The organism is Tenacibaculum ascidiaceicola (assembly GCF_047470925.1).
In the GTDB taxonomy this organism is placed as follows: Bacteria; Bacteroidota; Bacteroidia; order Flavobacteriales; family Flavobacteriaceae; genus Polaribacter; species Polaribacter discolor.
In genome coordinates this window covers 98,417-121,370 of the sequence record NZ_JAZKJP010000010.1, presented here as the reverse complement: position 1 = coordinate 121,370, position 22,954 = coordinate 98,417, and the positions used below count along the sequence as shown (strand labels likewise).

At 30.9% G+C, this 22,954-nt stretch carries 20 protein-coding genes; 10 read left to right on the top strand and 10 right to left on the bottom strand.

Annotation, left to right across the window (positions count from 1 at the left end):
- Positions 1-66 precede the first annotated feature (66 nt).
- From rsfS to VBY68_RS10275, 6 genes are read left to right on the top strand one after another with little or no spacing between them, the layout of a single operon-like run.
- Complete coding sequence (gene rsfS / locus VBY68_RS10300) at positions 67-435, top strand: ribosome silencing factor (protein ID WP_047789323.1); 369 nt, start codon at positions 67-69, stop codon at positions 433-435.
- Between the two features lie 25 nt (positions 436-460).
- The gene (gene ftsH, locus VBY68_RS10295) at positions 461-2,386 is read left to right on the top strand and encodes an ATP-dependent zinc metalloprotease FtsH (protein WP_099216323.1); all 1,926 of its coding nucleotides are present in this window, start codon (positions 461-463) and stop codon (positions 2,384-2,386) included.
- A 10-nt stretch (positions 2,387-2,396) separates the two neighbouring features.
- The gene (locus VBY68_RS10290; protein ID WP_099216322.1) at positions 2,397-2,987 is read left to right on the top strand and encodes a hypothetical protein; all 591 of its coding nucleotides are present in this window, start codon (positions 2,397-2,399) and stop codon (positions 2,985-2,987) included.
- A gap of 3 nt (positions 2,988-2,990) precedes the next feature.
- On the top strand, positions 2,991-3,785 hold the full coding sequence (locus tag VBY68_RS10285) for a phosphatidate cytidylyltransferase (protein WP_124590764.1): 795 nt from the start codon (positions 2,991-2,993) through the stop codon (positions 3,783-3,785).
- A gap of 28 nt (positions 3,786-3,813) precedes the next feature.
- Positions 3,814-4,071 carry an acyl-CoA-binding protein gene (locus tag VBY68_RS10280; protein ID WP_099216320.1) on the top strand — a complete coding sequence of 86 codons (258 nt, stop codon included), beginning with the start codon at positions 3,814-3,816 and terminating at the stop codon, positions 4,069-4,071.
- Positions 4,072-4,076: 5 nt separating this feature from the next.
- Positions 4,077-4,709: a YceI family protein gene (locus tag VBY68_RS10275; protein ID WP_099216319.1), complete on the top strand. Its 633-nt coding sequence runs from the start codon at positions 4,077-4,079 to the stop codon at positions 4,707-4,709.
- A 57-nt stretch (positions 4,710-4,766) separates the two neighbouring features.
- On the opposite strand, the gene VBY68_RS10270 is transcribed toward VBY68_RS10275, so the two are convergent.
- On the bottom strand, positions 4,767-6,305 hold the full coding sequence (locus tag VBY68_RS10270; RefSeq protein ID WP_415269663.1) for a peptide MFS transporter: 1,539 nt from the start codon (positions 6,303-6,305) through the stop codon (positions 4,767-4,769).
- Between the two features lie 199 nt (positions 6,306-6,504).
- Between VBY68_RS10270 and VBY68_RS10265 the strand changes: the two genes are divergently transcribed.
- From VBY68_RS10265 to VBY68_RS10250, 4 genes are read left to right on the top strand one after another with little or no spacing between them, the layout of a single operon-like run.
- Positions 6,505-7,191 carry a TetR/AcrR family transcriptional regulator gene (locus tag VBY68_RS10265; RefSeq protein WP_099216318.1) on the top strand — a complete coding sequence of 229 codons (687 nt, stop codon included), beginning with the start codon at positions 6,505-6,507 and terminating at the stop codon, positions 7,189-7,191.
- Positions 7,175-8,845, top strand: coding sequence for a peptidase domain-containing ABC transporter (locus VBY68_RS10260; protein ID WP_099216317.1), 1,671 nt, complete (start codon positions 7,175-7,177; stop codon positions 8,843-8,845). Before VBY68_RS10265 ends, VBY68_RS10260 begins: the two co-directional genes overlap by 17 nt.
- A gap of 6 nt (positions 8,846-8,851) precedes the next feature.
- Positions 8,852-10,213, top strand: a complete 1,362-nt coding sequence (locus VBY68_RS10255; protein ID WP_415269662.1) for an HlyD family secretion protein — start codon at positions 8,852-8,854, stop codon at positions 10,211-10,213.
- 31 nt (positions 10,214-10,244) lie between these two features.
- A complete protein-coding gene (locus tag VBY68_RS10250; RefSeq protein ID WP_415269661.1) occupies positions 10,245-11,642 on the top strand; it encodes a TolC family protein in 1,398 nt (465 codons plus the stop codon).
- Here VBY68_RS10250 and VBY68_RS10245 read toward each other — a convergent pair.
- From VBY68_RS10245 to VBY68_RS10205, 9 genes are all read right to left on the bottom strand, one after another.
- Positions 11,637-12,740, bottom strand: coding sequence for a hypothetical protein (locus tag VBY68_RS10245; protein ID WP_415269660.1), 1,104 nt, complete (start codon positions 12,738-12,740; stop codon positions 11,637-11,639). The two genes, VBY68_RS10250 and VBY68_RS10245, sit on opposite strands and share 6 nt — an antisense overlap.
- On the bottom strand, positions 12,741-13,826 hold the full coding sequence (locus VBY68_RS10240) for an amidohydrolase family protein (RefSeq protein WP_099216314.1): 1,086 nt from the start codon (positions 13,824-13,826) through the stop codon (positions 12,741-12,743).
- Positions 13,827-13,914: 88 nt separating this feature from the next.
- The gene (locus VBY68_RS10235) at positions 13,915-14,445 is read right to left on the bottom strand and encodes a 3-hydroxyanthranilate 3,4-dioxygenase (protein ID WP_124590760.1); all 531 of its coding nucleotides are present in this window, start codon (positions 14,443-14,445) and stop codon (positions 13,915-13,917) included.
- 96 nt (positions 14,446-14,541) lie between these two features.
- Positions 14,542-15,318, bottom strand: a complete 777-nt coding sequence (locus tag VBY68_RS10230; protein WP_124590759.1) for an SDR family oxidoreductase — start codon at positions 15,316-15,318, stop codon at positions 14,542-14,544.
- Position 15,319: 1 nt separating this feature from the next.
- The gene (locus tag VBY68_RS10225) at positions 15,320-15,538 is read right to left on the bottom strand and encodes a DUF6500 family protein (RefSeq protein WP_028893065.1); all 219 of its coding nucleotides are present in this window, start codon (positions 15,536-15,538) and stop codon (positions 15,320-15,322) included.
- On the bottom strand, positions 15,531-16,973 hold the full coding sequence (locus VBY68_RS10220) for an aldehyde dehydrogenase (protein WP_415269659.1): 1,443 nt from the start codon (positions 16,971-16,973) through the stop codon (positions 15,531-15,533). The genes VBY68_RS10225 and VBY68_RS10220 overlap by 8 nt, the downstream gene beginning before the upstream one ends.
- 52 nt (positions 16,974-17,025) lie before the next feature.
- A complete protein-coding gene (locus VBY68_RS10215; RefSeq protein ID WP_099216310.1) occupies positions 17,026-17,439 on the bottom strand; it encodes a RidA family protein in 414 nt (137 codons plus the stop codon).
- A gap of 67 nt (positions 17,440-17,506) precedes the next feature.
- Complete coding sequence (locus VBY68_RS10210) at positions 17,507-18,025, bottom strand: DUF1697 domain-containing protein (RefSeq protein ID WP_415269658.1); 519 nt, start codon at positions 18,023-18,025, stop codon at positions 17,507-17,509.
- Between the two features lie 11 nt (positions 18,026-18,036).
- Positions 18,037-22,875: a DNA repair ATPase gene (locus VBY68_RS10205; protein ID WP_415269657.1), complete on the bottom strand. Its 4,839-nt coding sequence runs from the start codon at positions 22,873-22,875 to the stop codon at positions 18,037-18,039.
- Positions 22,876-22,954 lie beyond the last annotated feature (79 nt).

Below are 22,954 nucleotides of genomic sequence, written 5' to 3'. Positions count from 1 at the left end.
AAGTATCAATATTACATAAATTACTCGCAAAAAAATAATAACTTTGCTAAAACTTAATTTTTTTTAATGACAATAAAACAAACAAACACAGACGATCTTTTAGCTGTGATTATTAAAGGGATTGATGATGTAAAAGGAGAAGATATCCAATTACTAGATTTAAGAGAGATAGAAAACACTGTTTGTGATTATTTTGTAGTTTGTTCTGCTAACTCGAACACACAAGTTAACGCCATTTCAGGCTCTGTACAAAAAATAGTAAGTAAAGAACTAAAAGATAAACCTTGGCATATTGAAGGGCAAGGAAACTCTGAATGGGTTCTTATGGATTACGTAAACGTTGTTGTACACATCTTTCAAAAACAAGTTCGTGAATTTTACGACATTGAAAGCCTTTGGGGTGATGCTAAAATTACAGAAATCAACCCAGCATAATTGCTAACATTTTATACACCTTTTTATGAGTGATAATAAAAAAAACGCGCCAAAATTTAGTTTCAGCTCATTTTGGCTATACATACCAATAATAGTTATCTTACTAGGGTTAAGCTTCTTTAACTCTGGAAACTTAGGTTCTCGTAATATTACAAAAAACGAGTTCACTAAAATTCTTCAAGCAAACGATATTAAAGAAATCGTTGTAGAAAACAATAATGTTGCTCAAATATTTTTAAAGCCTGAAGCTTTAAAAAAAGAAGAACATAAAAAAATAGCAGATTCTCCTTTTTACAGAAAAGGATCTCCTCTTTATACATATAACTTTGGTGATTTACAAAACTTTGAAAACGAAATCAACAAAGAAAAAGAAGAAAAGAACCTTGATTTTGATAAAGTAAATGTAGAAAGAACTAGTATGATGGATACCATCATTAGCTTCCTTCCTTTCATTTTATTAATTGTTATTTGGCTTTTCTTTATGAGAAGAATGTCTGGAGCTGCTGGAGGTGGTGGTGCTGGAGGCCAAATTTTTAATATCGGTAAATCTAAAGCTAAGCTTTTTGATGAAAACACTAAGGTTAAAACGACCTTTAAGAATGTAGCTGGATTAGAAGGAGCTAAAGAAGAAGTTCAAGAAATTGTTGATTTCTTAAAAAGTCCAGAAAAATATACCAAATTAGGTGGTAAAATACCTAAAGGAGCTTTATTAGTAGGACCTCCTGGTACAGGTAAAACTTTATTAGCAAAAGCAGTTGCTGGTGAAGCTGGTGTTCCTTTCTTCTCTTTATCTGGTTCAGATTTTGTTGAAATGTTTGTAGGTGTTGGTGCTTCACGTGTACGAGATTTGTTTAAACAAGCACAACAAAAATCGCCTTCAATTATTTTTATTGATGAAATTGATGCTATTGGACGTGCCAGAGGTAAAAACAGTATGACAGGTGGTAATGATGAGCGTGAAAATACATTAAACCAATTACTAACAGAAATGGACGGTTTTGGTACTGATACCAATGTTATTGTGTTAGCTGCAACCAACCGTGCAGATGTATTAGATAAAGCATTAATGCGTGCTGGTCGTTTTGATCGTCAAATTTATGTTGACTTACCAGATTTACACGAGCGTAGAGAAATTTTTGAAGTTCATATCAAGCCTTTAAAATTAGCTGCGAATGCTGATTTAGAATTTTTAGCACAACAAACGCCTGGGTTCTCTGGTGCAGATATAGCTAATTTATGTAATGAGGCTGCTTTAATTGCTGCTAGAAAAGGTAAAGATGCTATTGAACACCAAGATTTCTTAGATGCTGTTGATAGAATTGTAGGCGGATTAGAAAAGAAAAATAAAGTGATTACTCCTAAAGAAAAGAAAGTAATTGCTTTTCATGAAGCAGGTCACGCAACTGTTAGTTGGATGTTAGAGCATGCTGCTCCTTTGGTTAAAGTAACAATTGTTCCTCGTGGTCAATCATTAGGTGCTGCTTGGTATCTTCCTGAAGAAAGAAAAATTGTTCAAACAGAACAAATGTTAGATGAAATGTGTGCTACCATGGGAGGTAGAGCTGCTGAAAAATTAATCTTCAATAAAATCTCAACTGGAGCGTTAAGCGATTTAGAAAAAGTTACTAAACAAGCTCGTGCTATGGTTACCGTTTATGGTTTAAACGACAAAGTAGGTAACATTACTTATTATGATTCATCAGGTAATGATGCCTTTGTAAAACCTTATAGTGATGCCACTGCTAAAAAGATTGATGAAGAAATTTCTGAAATAATAGAGACTCAATACAAAAGAGCTATTGAAATACTTGACAAAAACAGAGATAAGTTAACAGAACTTGCTGATTTATTACTGGAAAGAGAAGTTATCTTTAAAGATGATTTAATAAAAATCTTTGGAGACAGACCTTTTGGTAAGGAAGAAAAGCCTCAAATTACAACAGAAGAATAGTTTTTATTTAATGAATTTTTTTAAAAAATTATTTAAAACATATCAAGAATCATCTAAAGAAAAAAAAGCCAACGAACAAGAAGTTTATTTGTCTTTAGATGATTCTTTTGTTCATCATTTTATTAATAAAGGAGGAAAGTTTTTATACTGTACATCAATAAACGAGGTAAGTAAAAATTTAAAAAACATCTTACAAGAAAACAATTGGCGCAAAATTACTTGCACCGATTTTGATTTATTAAAGATTACCGAGAAAATTGATATTTCTGTACAAAACCATTCCTCAGAATCTGTACCTTTTTTTACCTCTTGTGAACATTTAATTGCCGATAAAGGAGAAATTTTATTTTCTTCTAATCAATTAGGCAGTCACAAACTAGCGTCTCTCTCAAAACATTTTATTGTTTATGCTACTACGAGTCAGTTAGTAAAAAACACAGGAGAAGGATTAACAGGTATTAAAACACATTTTAGCGGCAACATACCAACCAATATTAGTTCTATTAAGAATTATACGTTTGAAGTTGAAGATGATAATTTTTTGAGTTATGGTAATAATAACACAAAAGATTTATATTTGCTGCTCTTTGAAGACCTTTAAAATATGTCTAACTTTTTTGTAAGAAGTCTTTCTGCACTTGTCTATGCTATTCTATTTATTTCTGCCATTCTTTTTTCAGCAGAAACATATATAGGACTGCTTGCTCTATTTGCTGCTGTTTGTGTCTGGGAACTTTCTAAAATTATACAAATAAAAAATATAACACCTTACATTCTTTTAGCTTGTATTATTTATATATCATTTCAAAACACTTCTTTTAAATATAACAACTATTTATTAGGTATTACCTTGGCTGGTTCTATTAGCTTACTATATTTACTTATAAGCTCAAAACCAATTAAAGTAAACACTTTGGTTCAAAAGTTATTTTTACAAGTTATATATTTAATACTACCTTTTTACTTTTTAATGAACCTTCCTTTTATTGAAAATGCCTATCACCCCAATATAATTATTTATATAATTTTTATTATTTGGACTAATGATAGCTTTGCCTTTTTGGTAGGTAAAAACTTCGGAAAGCGAAAACTATTTGAAAAAGTATCTCCTAAAAAAACTATTGAAGGTTTTATTGGTGGTTTATTATTTTCAATAATTGCTGGCTTTATCATAGGTCAATACTCAGGAATTTTTTCAATTTTTAACTGGATTATCATCGCTATTATTGTAGCTATTTTTGGCTCTTTGGGAGATTTGGTAGAGTCTAAGTTTAAAAGACAAGCTAATGTAAAAGATAGTGGTACTATTATGCCAGGGCATGGAGGCTTATTAGATAGGCTAGATAGCTTGTTTTTCCTTGCACCCTTCGTATATTTGTATGTACATTATATAATGTAAACTATCTACATAAATAACTATCCACCCCATGGAAGATAATTTAGATTTGAAGTTTAAAGAAGCTTATCAAAAAGCATCTGGATTAGAGGAAAAACTTCCTCCTGATGTTATGTTGCGTTTATATGCTTACTATAAACAAGCCGTTAAAGGAGATAGGTTTACATTTAATGACAATAGTGACTTAAGAAATGCCTTTAAGTTTAATGCTTGGATGCAGCTTAGAGGTATGAGCGAACGAGAAGCAAAAAAAGAATATATTAAATTAGTAAATTCAATCATAAAATAAATCTCATGAAAAAAATCGTTTATTCTTTAGTTATCTGTTTTACAGCTTTTCAAATGATATCTTGTAAATCAGAAGCAAAAAAAGAAACAGAAACTACAAAGGAAGAAGTTAAAGTAGAAAAGAAGGCTGCATTTGTTTTACAAGATGCTGACAACTTAATAAACTGGACAGCTTATAAAACTACTGAAAAAGTACCTGTAAATGGACAGTTTCAGAAAGTAAACATTACTGCTGGTGGTGAAGCTGACACAGCTAAAGACGCAATTAATAATGCTGAGTTTTCTATTCCTGTAAGTAGTATTTTTACAAAAGACACAAGTAGAGACTTTAAAATTAAAAAGTTTTTCTTCGGAGTAATGGACAACACTGAGTTACTTTCTGGTAAATTAGTTTTAGAAAATGACTCTATTGGTTATGCTAACTTAACTATGAATGGTGTAACTAAAAAACTTCCTTTTAAATATACTTTAAACGGAAAAGAGTTTAGCTTAAATACAACTATGAAAATTACTGATTGGCAAGCTGAAAACGCTTTAGACTCTTTAAATACTGCTTGTAAAGATTTACATAAAGGTGCTGATGGTGTTTCAAAAACTTGGGATGAAGTAGCTTTAAACATTACATCTGTTTTTAAATAAAAACAGTTTAACACATATTTTTAAAAGCCTCAGAAATTATTCTGAGGCTTTTTTATTTTAATGCACTTCAAACATCCATTTTTTTACTGGTCTATAAAAAAAAACTACCAATAAGCCTATTAATGCGGAAATTACTCCCAAATTAGCATATACTGAAACATACGAATATAACTGATGAAAAACTTCTGATTGTTCCATAATAGTTTTTGATGACAAACCTGTAAGTAATTCAGTAACCTCTCCAAAAAAACCTTTCGAAAACACTCCTAAACTACCATTAACAACTGTAGTTAACTTAGCTATTTTTCCCGCAAAAAAATGTCCATAAAAATTAGCCGAAAACCATACACCCATTATAAAAGCAATATATTTTACGGGTGATAACTCTGTCATTTTAGACAATCCTATAGGAGATAAAAACAACTCTCCAGTGGTTAGTATAAAGTATCCTAAAATTAAATACACCATTGGGGTTTTTGCTAAATCATCCACCTGATAACCTGACAATCCAAAAGTTATAAATCCTACCCCCAAAAACAACAAGCCTAATCCAAATTTCACAACAGAATTTGGGTTTCTATGTATTCTATGTAAATACCCCCAAAGCATAGAGAAAGGGATTGCCATTAGAATTATAAAAGTTGAATTGATACTATTGGTTTGAGCCGCGTTTAATCCTATTAGGTTTACATTTCTATCAGCAAACAAAGTCAATGAACTACCTGCTTGTTCAAAAATTGCTGCAAACAAAGTATATAAGACAGTAAAAAATATAGCTACAGAGAGCTTTTTACGCTCTTTTAAAGTTACAGTTCGTAAAATCTTTACCAAAAACAATATTAAAAATAACGAAACAATCCAAACCAAGTAATGTTCAAATTCATGATAATAAACTATCAATGCGAATACAGGTACAGACAAAATTGCGCCAATTGTTACTAAATCTCCTTTTTTTATTCCAAATTGTTTTTCTTCAAACAATTCTTGATTTGGTACTAAACCTTTATTTTCAAAAACGTTTCTTTTAAGACCTCCTTTAAAAACAACCAATCCTAACAGCATGCCAATTCCTGCCAAAACAAATCCGTAATGCCAACCATATAATTCTGCCAACCATGCACATAATAGTGGAGCAACTGCTCCTCCTATATTTATCCCCATATAAAAAATAGTAAATCCAGCATCTCTCCTACTATCTCCTTCAGTATACAGTTTACCTACAAATGAAGATATATTTGGTTTAAAAAAACCGTTTCCAACAATAATTAAGGATAATGATCCATAAAAAAATACTGGATGTTCAAAAGTTAAAAAGAAATGCCCAAGTGCCATTAATACTCCTCCTAAAACAATTGCTTTTCTAAACCCTAAAATTTTATCAGCTAGCATTCCTCCAATCATTGGAGTTACATATACTAACGACATATATGCAGCGTACACCCCGAATGACATTTCATCAGAAAATAATAAATGTTTGGTCATGTATAACACCAATAATGCTCGCATTCCATAGAAAGAAAAACGCTCCCATAATTCAGCAAAAAATAAATACAGTAATCCTCTTGGATGTCCTAAAACATCAGTTCTTGAACTCATATGTTTAATAATTTTTAAGTTTTTACGAATATATTTTTCAACATATAAAATCAGAAAACCTGTAGTTAATTGTAGCAAAAAATAAGCTTTTGTGAGTTTTTGTAACTCTTATAAAAAACAAAAAATTAACATGTATTTAATACTTTTAAATGCTTTATTGATAGTTTTACTATTATATTTGCAAAACTAATTTTCAACTATGAAAAATTTACTTTCAAATTTAAAAATAGAAATACCCTCAGGGATTTATATCAAAGACCCTGAAACCTCTGATTTAGGTAAAAGAATTATAGAAAATAGTATTATACTAATTGAAGAAATTGGTTTTGAAAGTTTCAATTTTAAGAAACTTGGCAAAGTAATAGGCTCTAACGAAAGCTCTATATATCGTTACTTTGAAAGCAAACATAAACTATTAGTTTACTTAACTTCTTGGTATTGGGGTTGGATTCAATATTTATTAGTAATAGAAACTTATAGTATAAGTAATCCAAAAGAAAAATTAATTAAAGCTATTGAGATCCTAGCAAAAGAAGCTGAACAAGACAATAATTTCTCACATATTAATGAGGCATTACTCAGCTTAATTATAATTAACGAAAACTCAAAATCATACTCTACAAAAGAAGTTGATACCGAAAATAAAGAAGGTTTTTTTAAATTGTACAAGGAAGTGGTAAAACGTTTTGCTGAAATAATTAGTAATTACAACAGTTCTTATAAGCATCCTTTAACGCTAGCAAGTACAATTATTGAAGGTATTTTACATCAGCAATTTGTAAGATTACACTTTAAATCACTCACTAATTGTAATGAAAACATAACTACTACGTCTTTTTTTATTGAACTAACTTTAAATGCACTTTCTAATGAAAGAGAAAAATAAACTAACTCCTTGGCAACGGTTTTTGGGATTAGTAAACCTAGAAAAAAAAGACACCTTACAAATAGCATATTACGCTATTTTTGAAGGTATTGTTGCTTTATCATTACCTTTAGGGGTACAAGCAATTATAAACTTACTACAAGCAGCACAGGTTTCTGCTTCTTGGATTGTATTGGTTATACTTGTAACTGCTGGTGTTGCTTTTAGTGGAATCTTAAAATTAATGCAGTTTAGAATTATTGAAACTATTCAGCAACGAATTTTTACTAGAGCATCTATAGAGCTTAGTTATCGTTTCCCTAAGATTAAAATGATTGAGCTTAGAAATTATTATCCGCCTGAGCTTGCAAATCGCTTTTTTGATACATTAACTATTCAAAAAGGTATTTCAAAAATATTAATAGACGCTCCTTCTGCCCTATTACAAATAGTATTTGCCTTATTACTTCTTTCGTTTTACCATCCGTTTTTTATCATTTTCGGATTGTTAGTTTTACTATTAATCTACGTTGTTTTTAAGTATACAGCAAAAAAAGGATTAGAAACGAGCTTAAAGGAGTCAAAAAACAAGTATAAAGTAGCCCATTGGCTACAAGAAATTGCAAGAACTATCATAAGTTTTAAATTATCTGGAAAAACAAAATTAGCCCTTGAAAAAAGTGATATTCTAGTAGATGATTACTTAAAATCAAGAGAGAGTCACTTTAAAGTACTCGTTATGCAGTATATTCAAATGATTAGTTTTAAAGTAATTATTACCGCAGGTCTATTACTTATAGGAGGTTTTTTAGTGCTTACACAACAAATGAATATTGGTCAATTTGTAGCTGCAGAGATTATTATAATTTTAATTATGAATTCTGTAGAAAAATTAATTCTAGGGCTTGAATCTTTTTATGATGTATTAACATCTATAGAAAAACTAGGAGAAGTTATTGATAAACCAATAGAACCACAAGAAGGTAGTAGTGTTAACAGAGATAAGCCTTTTAAAATTGAACTTCAGGATGTTTCATATGTTGTTAACAACAGACCAAAACCAGTAATTAACAACGTTTCATTTGAAATAAATCCTAATGACAGGATTTTAATTCAAGGAAGCAGTAACTCAGGAAAGTCGAGTTTAATACAACTAATCTCTGGTTTGATTGAACCAACATCTGGAGATATTTTTGTGAACGATTTATCACTAAAAGGTATTTTTACTAATAACTACAGGGCTAACTTAGGATTATCTCTTTCTGAAGAAACTCCTTTTGAAGGAACTATTAGAGAAAATATAACCTTTGGAGATTCATCTATCTCTGACGAGGAAATATACAGCATTTTTAAAATTACAGGGCTAACAGAATTTTTAAAACAACAACCTAAAGGTTTAGATACCTACTTAAAACCTGAGGGAAAGCTTATTGCTTATACGGTAGCTAAAAAAATTATTCTTTCAAGAGCAATCATTAAAAGACCAAAACTTCTCATTTTAGAAGACCCTCTTGATTTATTTGAAAAGGATGAAGCTAAAAAGATAATTAATTTCATTACTGATGTTTCTCAACCATGGAGTTTAATTATTGTAAGTCGTAATGAGCATTGGAAAGAGAAATGTAACAAACAAATTACCCTTGAAAAAGGTAGTATAACTAACTTTAAATCCTAGGTAATCATGTTAAACATATCAAAAAATACAGTTTCAGATCAAATAGATATAACAAAGTTCAAATCTGGAAAAGACATTTTTACAAAAGAGTACCACAAGTTATTTAAAAGGTTTTTACTAGTATTTTCTGTAATCTTAGTTATCATCTTGTTTTTACCTTGGACTCAAAATGTTTCTAGTGAAGGACGCGTAACTACATTAAAACCAAATCAACGTCCACAAACATTACAATCTCAAATACCTGGACGTATAGAAGAATGGTTTGTACAAGAGGGTGATTTTGTAAAAAAAGGAGATACCATTTTAAGAATTTCAGAAGTAAAAAGTGGGTATTTTGATACTAAACTTGCCGAAAGAACTGGTAAACAGCTAAACTCTAAAACACTATCTGCCAAAGCCTACAACAATAAAATTAGTGCTTTACAAAATCAGATTATAGCAATTAAAAGAGAGCGTAAGCTTAAACTAGAGCAAGCAAAAAATAAACTAAAACAAGCTTATTTAAAAGCGAAAAGTGATAGTATTGATTTTGAAGCTATTAAAATAAAACAAAAAATAGCCCAGACTCAGTTTGATAGAACAACTACCTTAGAAAAAGAAGGTTTAAAAGCCGTAAAAGATGTTGAAGAAAAAAGAGCGAAACTTCAAGAGCTATCAGCTAAATTGATTTCTCAAGAAAATAAATTCTTTACTTCAAAAAATAATATTATCAATGCACAATTAACTATTAGTAGTACTCAAGCTTCTTATACTGATAAACTTTCTAAAACAGAAAGTAGTTTATACAGCGCACAGTCTGGTGCTTATGACGCAGAAGTTCAAGTTTCTAAACTAGAAACTAGCTTAGCTAATTATAATAAGAGAAGCTCTTTACTATTCATTACAGCTCCACAAAATGGATACATTAATAAAGCTATTAAATCTGGTATTGGTGAAACTTTTAAAGAAGGTGAGCAATTAGTAAATATTATGCCTGCTGATTACGACTTGGCTGTTGAAATGTATATACAACCTATTGATTTACCTTTGATTCATATTGGTGAGGAAGTACGTGTTCAATTTGATGGTTGGCCTGCTATGGTATTTAGTGGTTGGCCTAATGTATCGTACGGAACTTACAGTGCTAAGATTGTAGCTATCGAAAATTTTATTAGTAGCAACGGAAAGTATCGCGTTTTAATTGTTCCTAACAACAAACAAGAACCATGGCCAAAAGCTATTAGAGTAGGTTCTGGTGCAAAAACCATTGCCTTATTAGAAAACGTACCTATATGGTTTGAGTTATGGAGACAGATTAACAGCTTCCCTCCTAACTTCTATCAACCAAAAAATAAAGAGAGTGATAAAAGCTCAAAAAAAGAAGACTAAAAGCTCTTAATAAAACAAAAAAAACAAATAGATGAAAAGGTTAAGCATCCTTTTTTTATTAATAAGTTTTGTAGCAACAGCTCAAAACAATATAAATACTCAACTTAGTTTAGAGGAATATTTAGGTTACGTAAAGAAATATCATCCTATTATAAAACAAGCTGAACTAATTACAAGTACTAATGAGGCTAAATTATTAAAAGCCAGAGGTGCTTTTGATCCTAAAATAGAAGTAGATTATGACAGAAAGGAGTTTAAAGGAAAAAATTACTACAAAAAACTAAATTCAACCTTTAAAATACCAACTTGGTACGGAATAGAGTTAAAAGGTAGTTATGAAAACAATTCTGGTCAGTATCTAAACCCAGAACATAACACTCCTGAAAATGGTTTGTATAATGTTGGCATATCGGTTTCTCTAGCTAAAAACTTATTTATTAACAAAAGAATGGCTACTTTAAAACAAGCTAAACTCTATACTCAACAAGGTGAGTTAGAGCAACAACTATTGGTTAATGATATTTTATTTGAAGCTATCAATACTTACTTAAATTGGTTACAATACTACCAGAGCTATAATGTTTACAAAGATTATTACACCAATGCTGATACCAGACTGAAAAATATAAAGAAAAGCTTTAAAGCTGGTGATAAACCTGCTATTGATACTTTAGAAGCCAATATAAATTTAAAAAACAGAAGTTTAGACTTAGAAAAAGCTAAAATTAAATATATTAAATCTAAGCTAGAACTCTCTAATTACTTATGGATAGGAAACAATATTCCTATGGAAATAAAAGAAGAAATAGTTCCAGATATTGCTACTTTTTCTAATATTGATGTTATTTTAAACACTTCTATAACTACATTATTTGATAATGAATTTGAAAATCATCCTAAGTTAAAGTTACTGGAGTTAAAGAAAAGAAACCTAGAAATAAACAAACAACTTAAAGTAAATAATTTATTACCTAAAGTAGATTTTCAATATAATTTACTTGCTTCAAAAGTGAACAATTTTGATGCTTTTAGTACTGCGAATTACAAAAACTCTCTTCAAGTTAGCATTCCTCTATTCTTACGTAAATCAAGAGGGGACTTAAAACTTGCTAAATTAAAGCTACAAGATATTGACTTTGAAATTGCATCAACTAAAGTCTCATTAAAAAACAAAATAACAGCTACTGAGCAAGAAATTACATCATATAAAAAACAGAATGATATTTTAAAAAATCTTGTAAACGACTACAATACAATTGTAAAAAGTGAAGAGCGTAAGTTTTCTTTGGGAGAAAGTTCTATTTTCTTAATTAATTACAGAGAGGTAAAATTAATTGAAAGTAAATTGAAAGAAATTAAAAATCAGTACGAATATGCTAAAACTAAAGGAAAACTTATAAAGCTATTAGGTAAACTAAATAGTTTATAATTGTTGTTTATACTCCTCCAACAAAGCTTCGTCAATAACTATATGTTCTGGAAGAATTCGCAAACGATACTTACTCTCACCTATAAATGTGATTAGATCTTTGCGTTCTAATTTTTCTTCTTCTAGATTCAGAATTGAATTTATATTATCTATAATTCTAGTAACGTATGTTTGACTTTTAATGTCACCTCCTGAATTTACTATAATCGCTTGTTTGTCTGCTTCTAAATATTTTCTCCTGAAAGCAAATGTTAACAGGTTCTTATATTGTGTTGTTTTAGATCCAAAATCTATTTTAGCATTAACAATTCCTTTAGACGGAATGGTTAATTTTATCAGCGACCAATCTAAAAACTGAATTTTCATTTCATTAGGTTTTGGCGTATGCGCTAGTTGTATTACCCAACTTGTCGCTAATACCAAAAACACTGATACTAATGATGTTTTGGATATAACTCTAATTAATTGGTTTGTAAACTCATTATCAAAGCCAATTAAAACATCTGATAATTGAGAAACAAATAACAATACAATTGCTATAACCGATATAAAAGCGACCAACTTTAAATCCCTATACATAAAAGTTCTATAAAAAGAAACTCCCATTAAAAAACACAAGAAAGTCGTTAATAAAACATCAGGAAGCGCTGCTATTTTTACTCCATAATAAAATTCATTTCCATATAAAGAAGAGAATAATAACGTTATAGAAGCTACTACAACAATTATTAGTGCTATAATTTTTACATTCTTTTCATTCCTATAAATAAACTTAGGAGCATCGTGTACATAATACAATGCCATCAACCAAAATAAGTTATTTACAGTTGATAGAATATTCACCCCTACTTGATGTGTTGTTGTTTTTTCAAAAGTGAAATAATTCGCTAGTAGTGCCCAAATACCAGAAGTTACCCAAACTAGCATTCCAAAACTGAAATACAACAAGCCTTTATCTACTCTTTTTATTGAATTTCCTTCTTCTAGAACTTCTTTAAATCGCTTTCTAATATTATAGTAGATTGCTAGTAATAACACAGCTCCAATAAAAGAAATACATGTATGTAATAAGTTATGAAACCGTGTTACTTCAGGCATTTATTGTAAGATTTTAGATACTAAATCTTTTTTTGCTTTTTTATCATCTCCAAATAACCATTGTAGTACATTATCTTCCCATATTTCATCTTTTTCTTGCTCATTAATAATGTTTCTTTCAATAGCTAAATCTAAAATTTTCCCTGGATATGATGACTGGATTTCACTCTCCATTTCTCCTAACGGATAAGGATCATCCAACCCAATTAACACTTGCTTTGATCCTTGATTTTTAATTAATAAATCTAAAGAACCAGTATCGTGCACTAATGTATCAAAGAAAATATTCTTATGACCTACTGCTTTACGAGGATGCTTTTTTCCTTCAAACAAATCAGGTCTTCCATCAAATCCTTGTATACGACGTCCTAAATTCATTTGAGCTAATTGACCTCCGTGAGCAAAACACACACGCATATTAGGATATTTCTCGTAGTAGCCATTCAACGTTAAGAAGTGATAAGCATCGGCACATTGTGCTAACATCCAAATCAAATGAAAACGCCAACTTGTGTTTTGTAGTTTAATAAATTTCTCTCCATCATATGGATGAATTTCAACTGCTAAATTGTATTTATCTGCTAATTCAAAAATTGGTTCGTTTTCCTCATCAAAAATACAACGCCAGGTACCAATGGTATCCATGTAGTGTGTAGGTAAACATAACAAACGCATACCTAATACCTCAACACAACGCTCTATTTCCCATAAAGCACCTCGAACAAACCCAGGATGTACCACAAAACCTGTTGTAAATTTCGACGGATTTTCATGCTGCACACGTGCGTTAAAATCGTTTTGAAAACGTAAGGCCTGTTTCATTTCTTCCAAACGAAGTCCGTTTCCATATAATTGAGATAGATTTAAAACAACTGCATGGTCGATTTTAAAATGCTCCATCCATTCTAACTTCTCGTCTAAAAAGAAACTAGAATCTGTTACAGGTCGACTCCAATCTTTTTGTAGCATGAATTTCCTATCCTTATCTACCCAAAAAATTCCTTTGTCTTTCATAAACTGCGGAATTTGTTCTGGATAAGGCAACAAATGTGAATGTCCGTTTATTCGTAGTTTGCGTTTTGTCATCTTATGTATCATTCCCCTTTAAATGGGAATCATTTTAATTTTTAATTCTTGATTATTGCAGGATTCCTATCTTCGTAGGAATAATAAATTACTTGATTTTATTAGGCGCTTCCATTACTGTACCGCATTTTTCACAAGTACATTTTTCTTTATCAGAATAATATTTGTCAAAAATTATTGGCATATCCGTTTCAATATTATCTAAAGCAAATTCTTCACGATATAATTGATGCCCACAGTTTTCGCAATACCATTCTAAAGCATCCATCATTCCCTCATCACGCGGATATTCAATTACCAAACCTACTGTATTTGCCTTACGTTGTGGTGAATGAGGCACTTTACCAGGTAACAAATAAATATCTCCTTCATTAATTTCAACATCAATCATTTCACCTTTACCATCAATAATTTTCAGCACCATATCTCCTTCTAGTTGATAGAAAAATTCTGGTGTTTCATTATAGTGATAATCTTTACGATTATTAGGACCTCCAACAACCATTACGATATACTCTCCGTTATCCCAAACTTGTTTATTTCCTACTGGTGGTTTTAGTAAATGACGGTTTTCATCAATCCACTTTTTGAAATTTAAAGGTTGTACTAACTTGCTCATTTTATTTAGATTTTTAGACTTTTACATACAAAAATTAAGATTGTTTTAAAGATACTTAAATAGTCTTGTTTCTAAAAGTCTTTATTCTTGATTCTTTTATAAAGATTTTGTTCTACCTCCATCTACAGGAACATTAATTCCGTTGATAAAACTTGCTCTTTCACTAGCTAGAAATACAATTGCATTAGCTACCTCTTCAGGTTTTGCAAAACGTTTTGCTGGCGATGCATTTTTCATCATTTCAGCAACTTCTTCTGTCGATTTACCAGTTTTGGCCGCTTTGTTATTGATAATTTCTGTCAAACGCTCTGTAGCTGTCGCTCCTGGTAATACATTATTCACCGTAATTCCGAATTGCCCTAATTCATTCGCTAAGGTTTTACTCCAGTTAGCCACAGCTCCACGAATAGTATTAGAAACTCCTAACCCGTCTAGTGGTTGTTTTACCGATGTAGAAATTACATTGATAACTCTACCATAACCTTCTGACTTCATAAAAGGAACTACCGCTTGAACCAATACATGGTTACACTTTAAATGCATCGTAAAAGCTCGTTCAAACTCTTCTAATTTCGCATTGAATACTGGACCTCCAGCTGGACCTCCTGTATTGTTTACCAAAATATGGAACTGTAAATTCGTTGCTTCTAACTTTTCTTTTAAACCTGCCGGATTGGTAAAATCTGCTACCAAATACCCGTGATTTTGATTATTGTTTGGTAGTTCTGCCAACACAGCTTTTAATTTATCTTCGCTACGAGCTACTAAAGTTACATTTACGCCTTCTTGAGCTAATTGTATTGCTGCTGCTTTTCCTATTCCTTGTGTACTACCACATACCAAGGCATTTTTATGTTGTATCTCTAAATTCATCTTATTCGTTATTCTGAATCATTTGTTTAATCTTAATTGCTTTCTCAAAATGGTCTAACTGATGTGTTTGAATCCACCAAGTTGCCACTTCCATCAGTACTTTCGGATTATCATTCTTATTTTTAAAAAATGCATAAAACGAAAGCCCTACATTTTCTCCTTTCTTAGCAATCTTCTCTTCACAAACAGCAATTATTTTTTCCTTTATTTCCTTATTCATATTTTATACATACATTCTTTGGTTCTGTAAAAAAACGTAACGCTTCAAAACCTCCTTCTCGTCCTACTCCACTTGCTTTTTGCCCTCCAAAAGGAGTTCTTAAATCACGTAACAACCATGTATTTACCCAAACAATTCCTGTATGCAATTCTTTAGACATTCGCATGGTTCTGGTTAAATTGTTTGTCCATAACGTTGATGACAATCCATACACCACATCATTTGCTAACTGCAAAGCTTCTTCTTCTGTTGTAAAAGACATCAAGGTTACTACGGGGCCAAAAATCTCCTCTTGATTTAATCTACATTGGTTACTAGAAACCTCTATAACAGTAGGCTCTAAATAGTATCCATTTTCACTACCTTCTACACTTACCTTATTTCCTCCATAAAGGATTTTACCACCTTCTTCCTCTGTAATATCTATATATGATTTTACCTTTTCTAAATGTGGTTTTGATACTAAAGCTCCTATGTTGGTATCTGCATCAAAAGGATTTCCTATTTTTAGCTGTGATACTTTTTGAACAAAGTCTTTTTTGAATTGTTCATAAATACTTTCCTCAACAAGAATTCTACTTCCACACAAACAAATCTGACCTTGATTCGCAAATGATGAACGCACCGTAGTTTCTAGCATTTTTTCATAATCACAATCAGCGAAAATGATGTTCGGATTTTTACCTCCTAACTCTAACGATAATTTCTTGAACATCGGTGCAGCTGTACGTGCAATATGTGCTCCTGTAGCCGTTCCTCCAGTAAATGAAATTGCTTTGATATCTGAATGCTCAATGATCGCTTGACCTGTAGTAGTTCCTAATCCGTGAACAATATTCAACACACCTTTAGGCAAACCAGCTTCATTACAAATTTCTCCTAATAAATACGCTGTCATTGGGGTAACTTCACTTGGTTTTGCTACCACACAATTCCCTGCTGCTATTGCCGGAGCAATTTTCCAGGTAAACAAATACAATGGTAAATTCCAAGGAGAAATGCACGCTACTACACCAATAGGCTGACGCAAGGTAAAGTTCATGGCTCCTAAACCTACGCTCTCGTGAGCTTCTGAGGAAAACTGTGTAATTGCATCTGCAAAGTATTGAAAATTTGATGATGCTCTTGGAATATCAATCGCCGTAGCCAAACTTAATGGTTTTCCATTATCCTTTGCCTCAGCTTCTGCCAATTCAGGTAATCTTTGCTGAATTAACTGTGCTATTCTAGAAAGGATATCTCTACGCTCATTTAACGTAGTATTCGACCAAGAAGGAAAAGCTGCTTTAGCTGCTTTATACGCTAATGCTACATCTTCTTTAGTAGAGTTTGGAATTTGTCCATACACTTCTCCAATAGACGGATTATAATTATCTATATAGTTATTTGCTAAGGGTGCTACTAATTCTCCGTTTATGTAGTTTTTAATGTTCATTTCATTTACAGATTAAAGAAAAAAGACTTCTTTCGTCTTGGTTCTTGGTTCTTTACCCTTGTTTCTTATACGCCACCACTTTAATCTCAATTAATAAGTGTGGATGTGGTAATTGATGTACTGCTACTGTTGTTCTGGTTGGTCCATTATAGTCAAAATATTCAGCATACACTTGGTTATAACCTCCAAAATCATTCATATTTACCAAGAACGAGGTTACATCTACGATATCTGATAAGTCTGCTCCTACTTCTTGTAAAATATCACGGATATTTTCAATCACCGCTCGGGTTTGTTTTTTTATATCTAAGTTAGTGGTGCCAAATTCATCTACCTCAACGCCTTCAAAAGAATTATCAGGTCTACGAGAACTAGTTCCCGACACATAAATAAAATCTCCTACTTGTTTTACATGTGGAAACTTACCTCTTGGTATTGCTTTTCCCTTGATTACTTTACTATCCATGTTTTATATTTTTTGCTTCCTTACACACTTTCTTTGAGCTTTCTCCCTTAGGTCGAAAGCATTTTTTTTATAGTGTAGCTAGTTCTACTAAATAATTTGTGGTTTTAAAGTTACGAGTAGTTGCCGAAACTTTTAACTTTCTTTCAAAAAAATTATTCGTCAATTTTGTTTTTCCATATCCTCCTACTGCGTTCACATAAACCACGTCTTTTAAAATTGTGAATTCATCTTCTTTTGCTTCAACTTCTATTTTATTAACCCCAATCGGTTTGAATAAAAACGTAAAATATATTTGTTTTTCAGCTAAATGACTATAAGGGTTATTTTTAAGAATTCCTTCTATTTCTTTTACTTCTTTTGCTAGAACATGAACATCATAACCATATTTTTCTTTAATTTTTACATGAATGTTCTTTTCTATCTCTTTTAACCCTTCTGCTGTTTTTAACACAATATTTCCACTTTGAATATAAGTTTTCACATCATCATACCCTAGGTCTTCTAACAGAGTTCTTAATTCCTTCATGGGAATTTTATTTTTTCCTGAGACATTAATTCCTCTCAATAAAATAATAATTGTGTTCATTTTTAACCTGCTTAATCTTCTAACCCTTTTCTTAAAACTTCTTTAATTCCTTCTAAATTATCTGAAAAAGACATCATTTGGTTTAATATCTGAGCCATTTCATTTTTATTTCCGAAACCTTTTAGCTTATTATTCTTAACAAATATTTCTTTTATATCACTCCATCTATCTGCCTCATTCTCTGACATATCTCCTATCAACTCTTTATATTTCAATAAATTTGCCTCTGCAGAAGAAGTTAACGTTTGAGACTCGCTTTCATAATGAGACAACACTAATCTTTTCAACTCATTATTATTCATTATTGGTACTACTTTAGCTACTAACTTATTCATGTCTCGGTATGAACCTTGTAATTTAAAAGATGGCTCTGTTCTATATTCATCTTCCTTTGCTGCCGACTCAATATATGCTTTATTTACTTTTAAGATTGTGTTCCTTATAGTTATTACTTTTTCTAGTACCGAAATATAATCTTGTATTTCTTGTTTGGTATGATTTCCTTTTAATTCTCCTTCTTGAGTATTATTTTCAACTCTATCTATCAGCGCATAAACATCTTCAAAATACTTACTACTTAGTTGATGCAGTACAGGGTTTGATGTTAGTGAGTTTTCTATTAAACTAAGTTTAAATAACTGATCTGTATCTCCTATAATATCTCCTAAATTATAGATATCGGCTCTGTTTGCCAACATATCAGGTATTTGAAACTTATCTCCACTTTCTGTATAGGGATTTCCTGCCATAATTACACAAAACTTTTTACCTCTTAAATCATAAGTTTTGGGCTTTCTATTATATACTCCCTCTATTTTTCTCGTTCCATCAGAAAGAGAAATAAACTTCTGTAAAAATTCAGGATTACAATGCTGAATATCGTCTAAATACAACATTACATTATCACCCATCTCAAATGCTAAATTTAATTTTTTGAGTTCTTCTCTAGACGCCGAATTTGTAGCTGCTTCTGGATCTACAGATGTTACTTCATGACCTATTGCTGGACCATTAATTTTCATAAAAATTAACCCTAATCTGTTAGCTAAATACTCCATCAAAGTAGTTTTTCCGTAACCTGGCGGCGATATTAAAAGTAACATCCCCATTCTATCTGTACGTTTATTATCTCCAACAGTTCCTAACTGCTTCGATAAATTATCTCCTATTAAAGGAAAATAGACTTCGTCTATTAACTTATTCCTAACAAAAGAAGATAGTACTCTTGGTTTAAACTCATTTAACTTTAATGACTCTTTTAAGTTTTCTACAAGTGAGTGCTTCGCTTCTTTATATGCTATAAAATTTGGAACATCTTCTTTTGAAAAAACCTCTAGTTTTTCAATAAATTTATGATAATTAAAATTAATTTTTCCTTCAATTATACTTGGGTGCTCTCCTTTTAATTCTTTTATTACTTCTTCAGAGTTCGCATGTATAGCCGTGTTAGGCTCATGGTTAAATAATAATAACGAAATTATTTCGTGTATATAATTTTCATCTCCTTTTATTGACATAATAAAAGAGCTTACCCATTGTCTTGTTAATTTAATTTTTGCTGTATAATTTGTAGTTTTTTCAAGGCTACTGTTAAATACATTAAACGCATCTTGTTGTGTTAAGTATTTTATAAAAGCTTCCTTTAACTCTAAAGCAACAGCACTAATTACAAATGAATTAGTATTGTTTAATTGACTAAATAGATAGTTAGCTATTTCTCTTCCTACTTCTTTAGAAAACAAAGATGTTTCTTCTGCAAAAATGCATATCTCTTCGTATAACTTATCTATTAAAAAATCATACTCTTTACTTTTAGGGAAGTATCTTAAAACTTCTCCAGAAGCCTTAATAGAAAAGTTATAATAATCTTGACTTTCTTTAGCTAATGAATTCCAAAAATACTGAGCAAATGCCCTAATATTTGAGGAATACCTTAACAATCCTAGTTCATGATGTTTATGAGTAAGTGTATATAGTATTTTACATGCATCAACATCGTGTACTCCTTTTACATACCCTTCAGCAAATAAACCACCACTTTCTTTTTGAACTAATAGCAGTAAATCTTGTTCATTATGTTTTAGTAACTCTTCAGTAGCATAAGAAGTAAACAGCTTATATGCTAAATAAGAAGATCGATAAACTAAATTATTTTCAGAAATTAATTCTTGATCCCAATACTTCTCAGATTTCAGTATAGTTCTATCTTGAACCTCTTGATAAAAATTTGTCCCAGTTAAGTGATAGTATAACGTCTCTTCTTTATAAACTATTGATAAGTCGAGTGGTTGTTTATTAACTCCAAATTTATGCTTACCTAAACGAATTATATTTTCTCCATCTTCATATAACTCTTGTTTATCTTTTAATTTCCTTAACGCATCTTCTTTAGCTACTTTCAGTTGTGTTTCAATAGCTTCTGCTTTACCAACTGATTCTAATTCTTTTAATTGACCAACAATATCTCTTAATTTGTTAATCATCAAGTCAGCAGCAAAATACCCATTGATATCCTCTACAGTAGGAAAACTTTGAGCCTTTTTTACGATACTTTTTAAAATTCTTTCAGAAGCAGCACTTAAAGCCTCTATCCTTTTGTTTCTTTTTTCAAGAATCGTATTTTTTCGAGTATCGAAAGCATCATTAACCTCTTCTCTCTTTTCGAGAATTAAAGAAATGAATTCTTCAAAATCGGCAAACTTCCCTTCTATTTCTTCTAATTGAATGGCCACTTTTGTTAGAAACTCATCACATTTCTCTGGCGTATTAGCCATATCAATATAATTGATAATACTTTGATCGATGAGTTTTAACTGGGCTGCAAAATCTGCTTTTGCTTCTTTATTACCAAGAGACTTAATAGTGTTTTTAATCCCAGATTTTAGTTGATTAAGTGTGGCAAAAATTAAAGATATACTATCTATAATTTTAGTTGATTGAGAAGTATCCTCAATCTCTAAATTGGTCACTATTTCAATTAAGAGCTCTAAATCTGTTGTAATTTTGTCGACTTCATTTTCGAGCTTTTTTGCTTCTACTACTTTTTTAATAGATGTTAATTGTTCTTGCTTTTCTTGAACACGATTATGATATGGCTTTAAGGCTTGATCGTTTAGCAAAAACTCTACACATCTTTTTGATATGATTGTACTCTGTTCTTCTATAGAGTTTTCAATTTCTTCTAATACATCAATTGCTATGTAACGAACATCTTTTAAGCTAATAACTTGCCCTCGTAGCACTCGTAGTTGATTCAACAACTCAACAAAATCTTCTATAGATTTAAAAGATGTACTTTTAATCTTACTTAAAAGTTCATCTGATTTTTCTTTAATAACCTTACCTTCTTTTGCGGCTTGTTGTTTCAGTTGAGTTACTTTCTCAAATTCATCAATCGCAGCACTTGCAGCATCATTAATTTCTGCAACAGGTATACTTAATTGTTCTGTTTCAGGCTCATTAATCCAGTAATAACTACTGTTAATATCATTAGACTTCTTTGCTATATCATTATAAAGACCTGCATAACTATCTTCTTTGTTTAAAAGTGTTATCAGTTCATGACATTCTGCCATTGCCTTTACAATATCCTTGTTCCCTATTTTATACAACAACGTGTCTTCATGTAAAGAAGGAATAGTATCTGTTTTTACATAAGGTGTTTGCCAAATTTGAACAACATGGTGCTTTGTTTGTTCATTTTCAGTTTTGAAGTAACACAACTCTCCATCCTCTAAAATCGTAAAACCATTACAAACAATAGGAGTTTTTACCTCTTGCTCAATAATATTATAAGACATTAATATGTAAAGCCCTCTTATCGTTGCATAAAAAACATATAAAAAATCCTCTCCGTTAGGAGAAGTTATTTTCTCTTGAAACTTTACATCTTTAGTGTTATTTTCAAAAAGTTTATACTGGCCTGTTTGTAAATAATACCCGTCAGGGAAAATAAGTCCTTGATCATCTGGCAATAATACCGCACAATCTTTAATACTATCAACTTTTTGAACTTCTTGTAGTTTGTGGTTATAAATAAAGTAACGTGCTTTTTCTTGGAATGGTTTTATTTCAAGAAGAATAAGGTTACCTAAATCAGCATAACGAAATTGACCGTCATCTAATGTTTGATCAACATGTTCAACAGGCTCTTCTAGAATTCCTTTTCCCTCATCAGTATTATCTTCTATCTTTATAGTAAGATCTCCTCCAATGGTTTCTACAAAAACCTTATCTAAAATCGAAATATGCGAATGAATTCCATAACGATGCATATCTCGGGTTACTTCTTGCCAATTGAATTCGTGTTGTTTAGGAAATCTGTATTCGTGTTCACTTCGATTATCAACGTATACTAACTCATTGTCTTTTATTAACCATTTAAAAGTTTTTATATCCGTTTTATTTTCACTCAACTGAAAAACCATATGAAGGTAATTATCGATAATTGCAAATTTTGCAAAAATGGTGTTTCGATAATATTTATATAAGTTAGTAAAGTCGCTTATGAAAGTTTCGTCATGAAGAAAGTCTAGCGGTTTAGGTTGAAAACGATTCTCCTTAAATTCATATGCACTAAAAACATCTGATAATTTAATAGATGTTCTTAATCCAAAATGAACATTATATCCAAAGATTGATGTATTTCCTAAAGAAACAATATCTCTTGCAATACAGTTATTTTCTGTATTGATTCTATCGTTTGCTATGAGCTTTGTTTCAACAGTACCAAATACATCTTTTCTAGCTTCGTTTAATCTTTGTAACCTGTCTAATAGCTCTTTTTTTTGTTTTTGAAGACGACTCTGAATAATTTCATAAGTTCCGCCATCAAGTTGTTGATTATCCATACAAAATTACGAGTTAAAATTAATATTATAACACTTAAACATGTTCCGAGCATTGAATATTCAATGCTCGGAAAAGTGT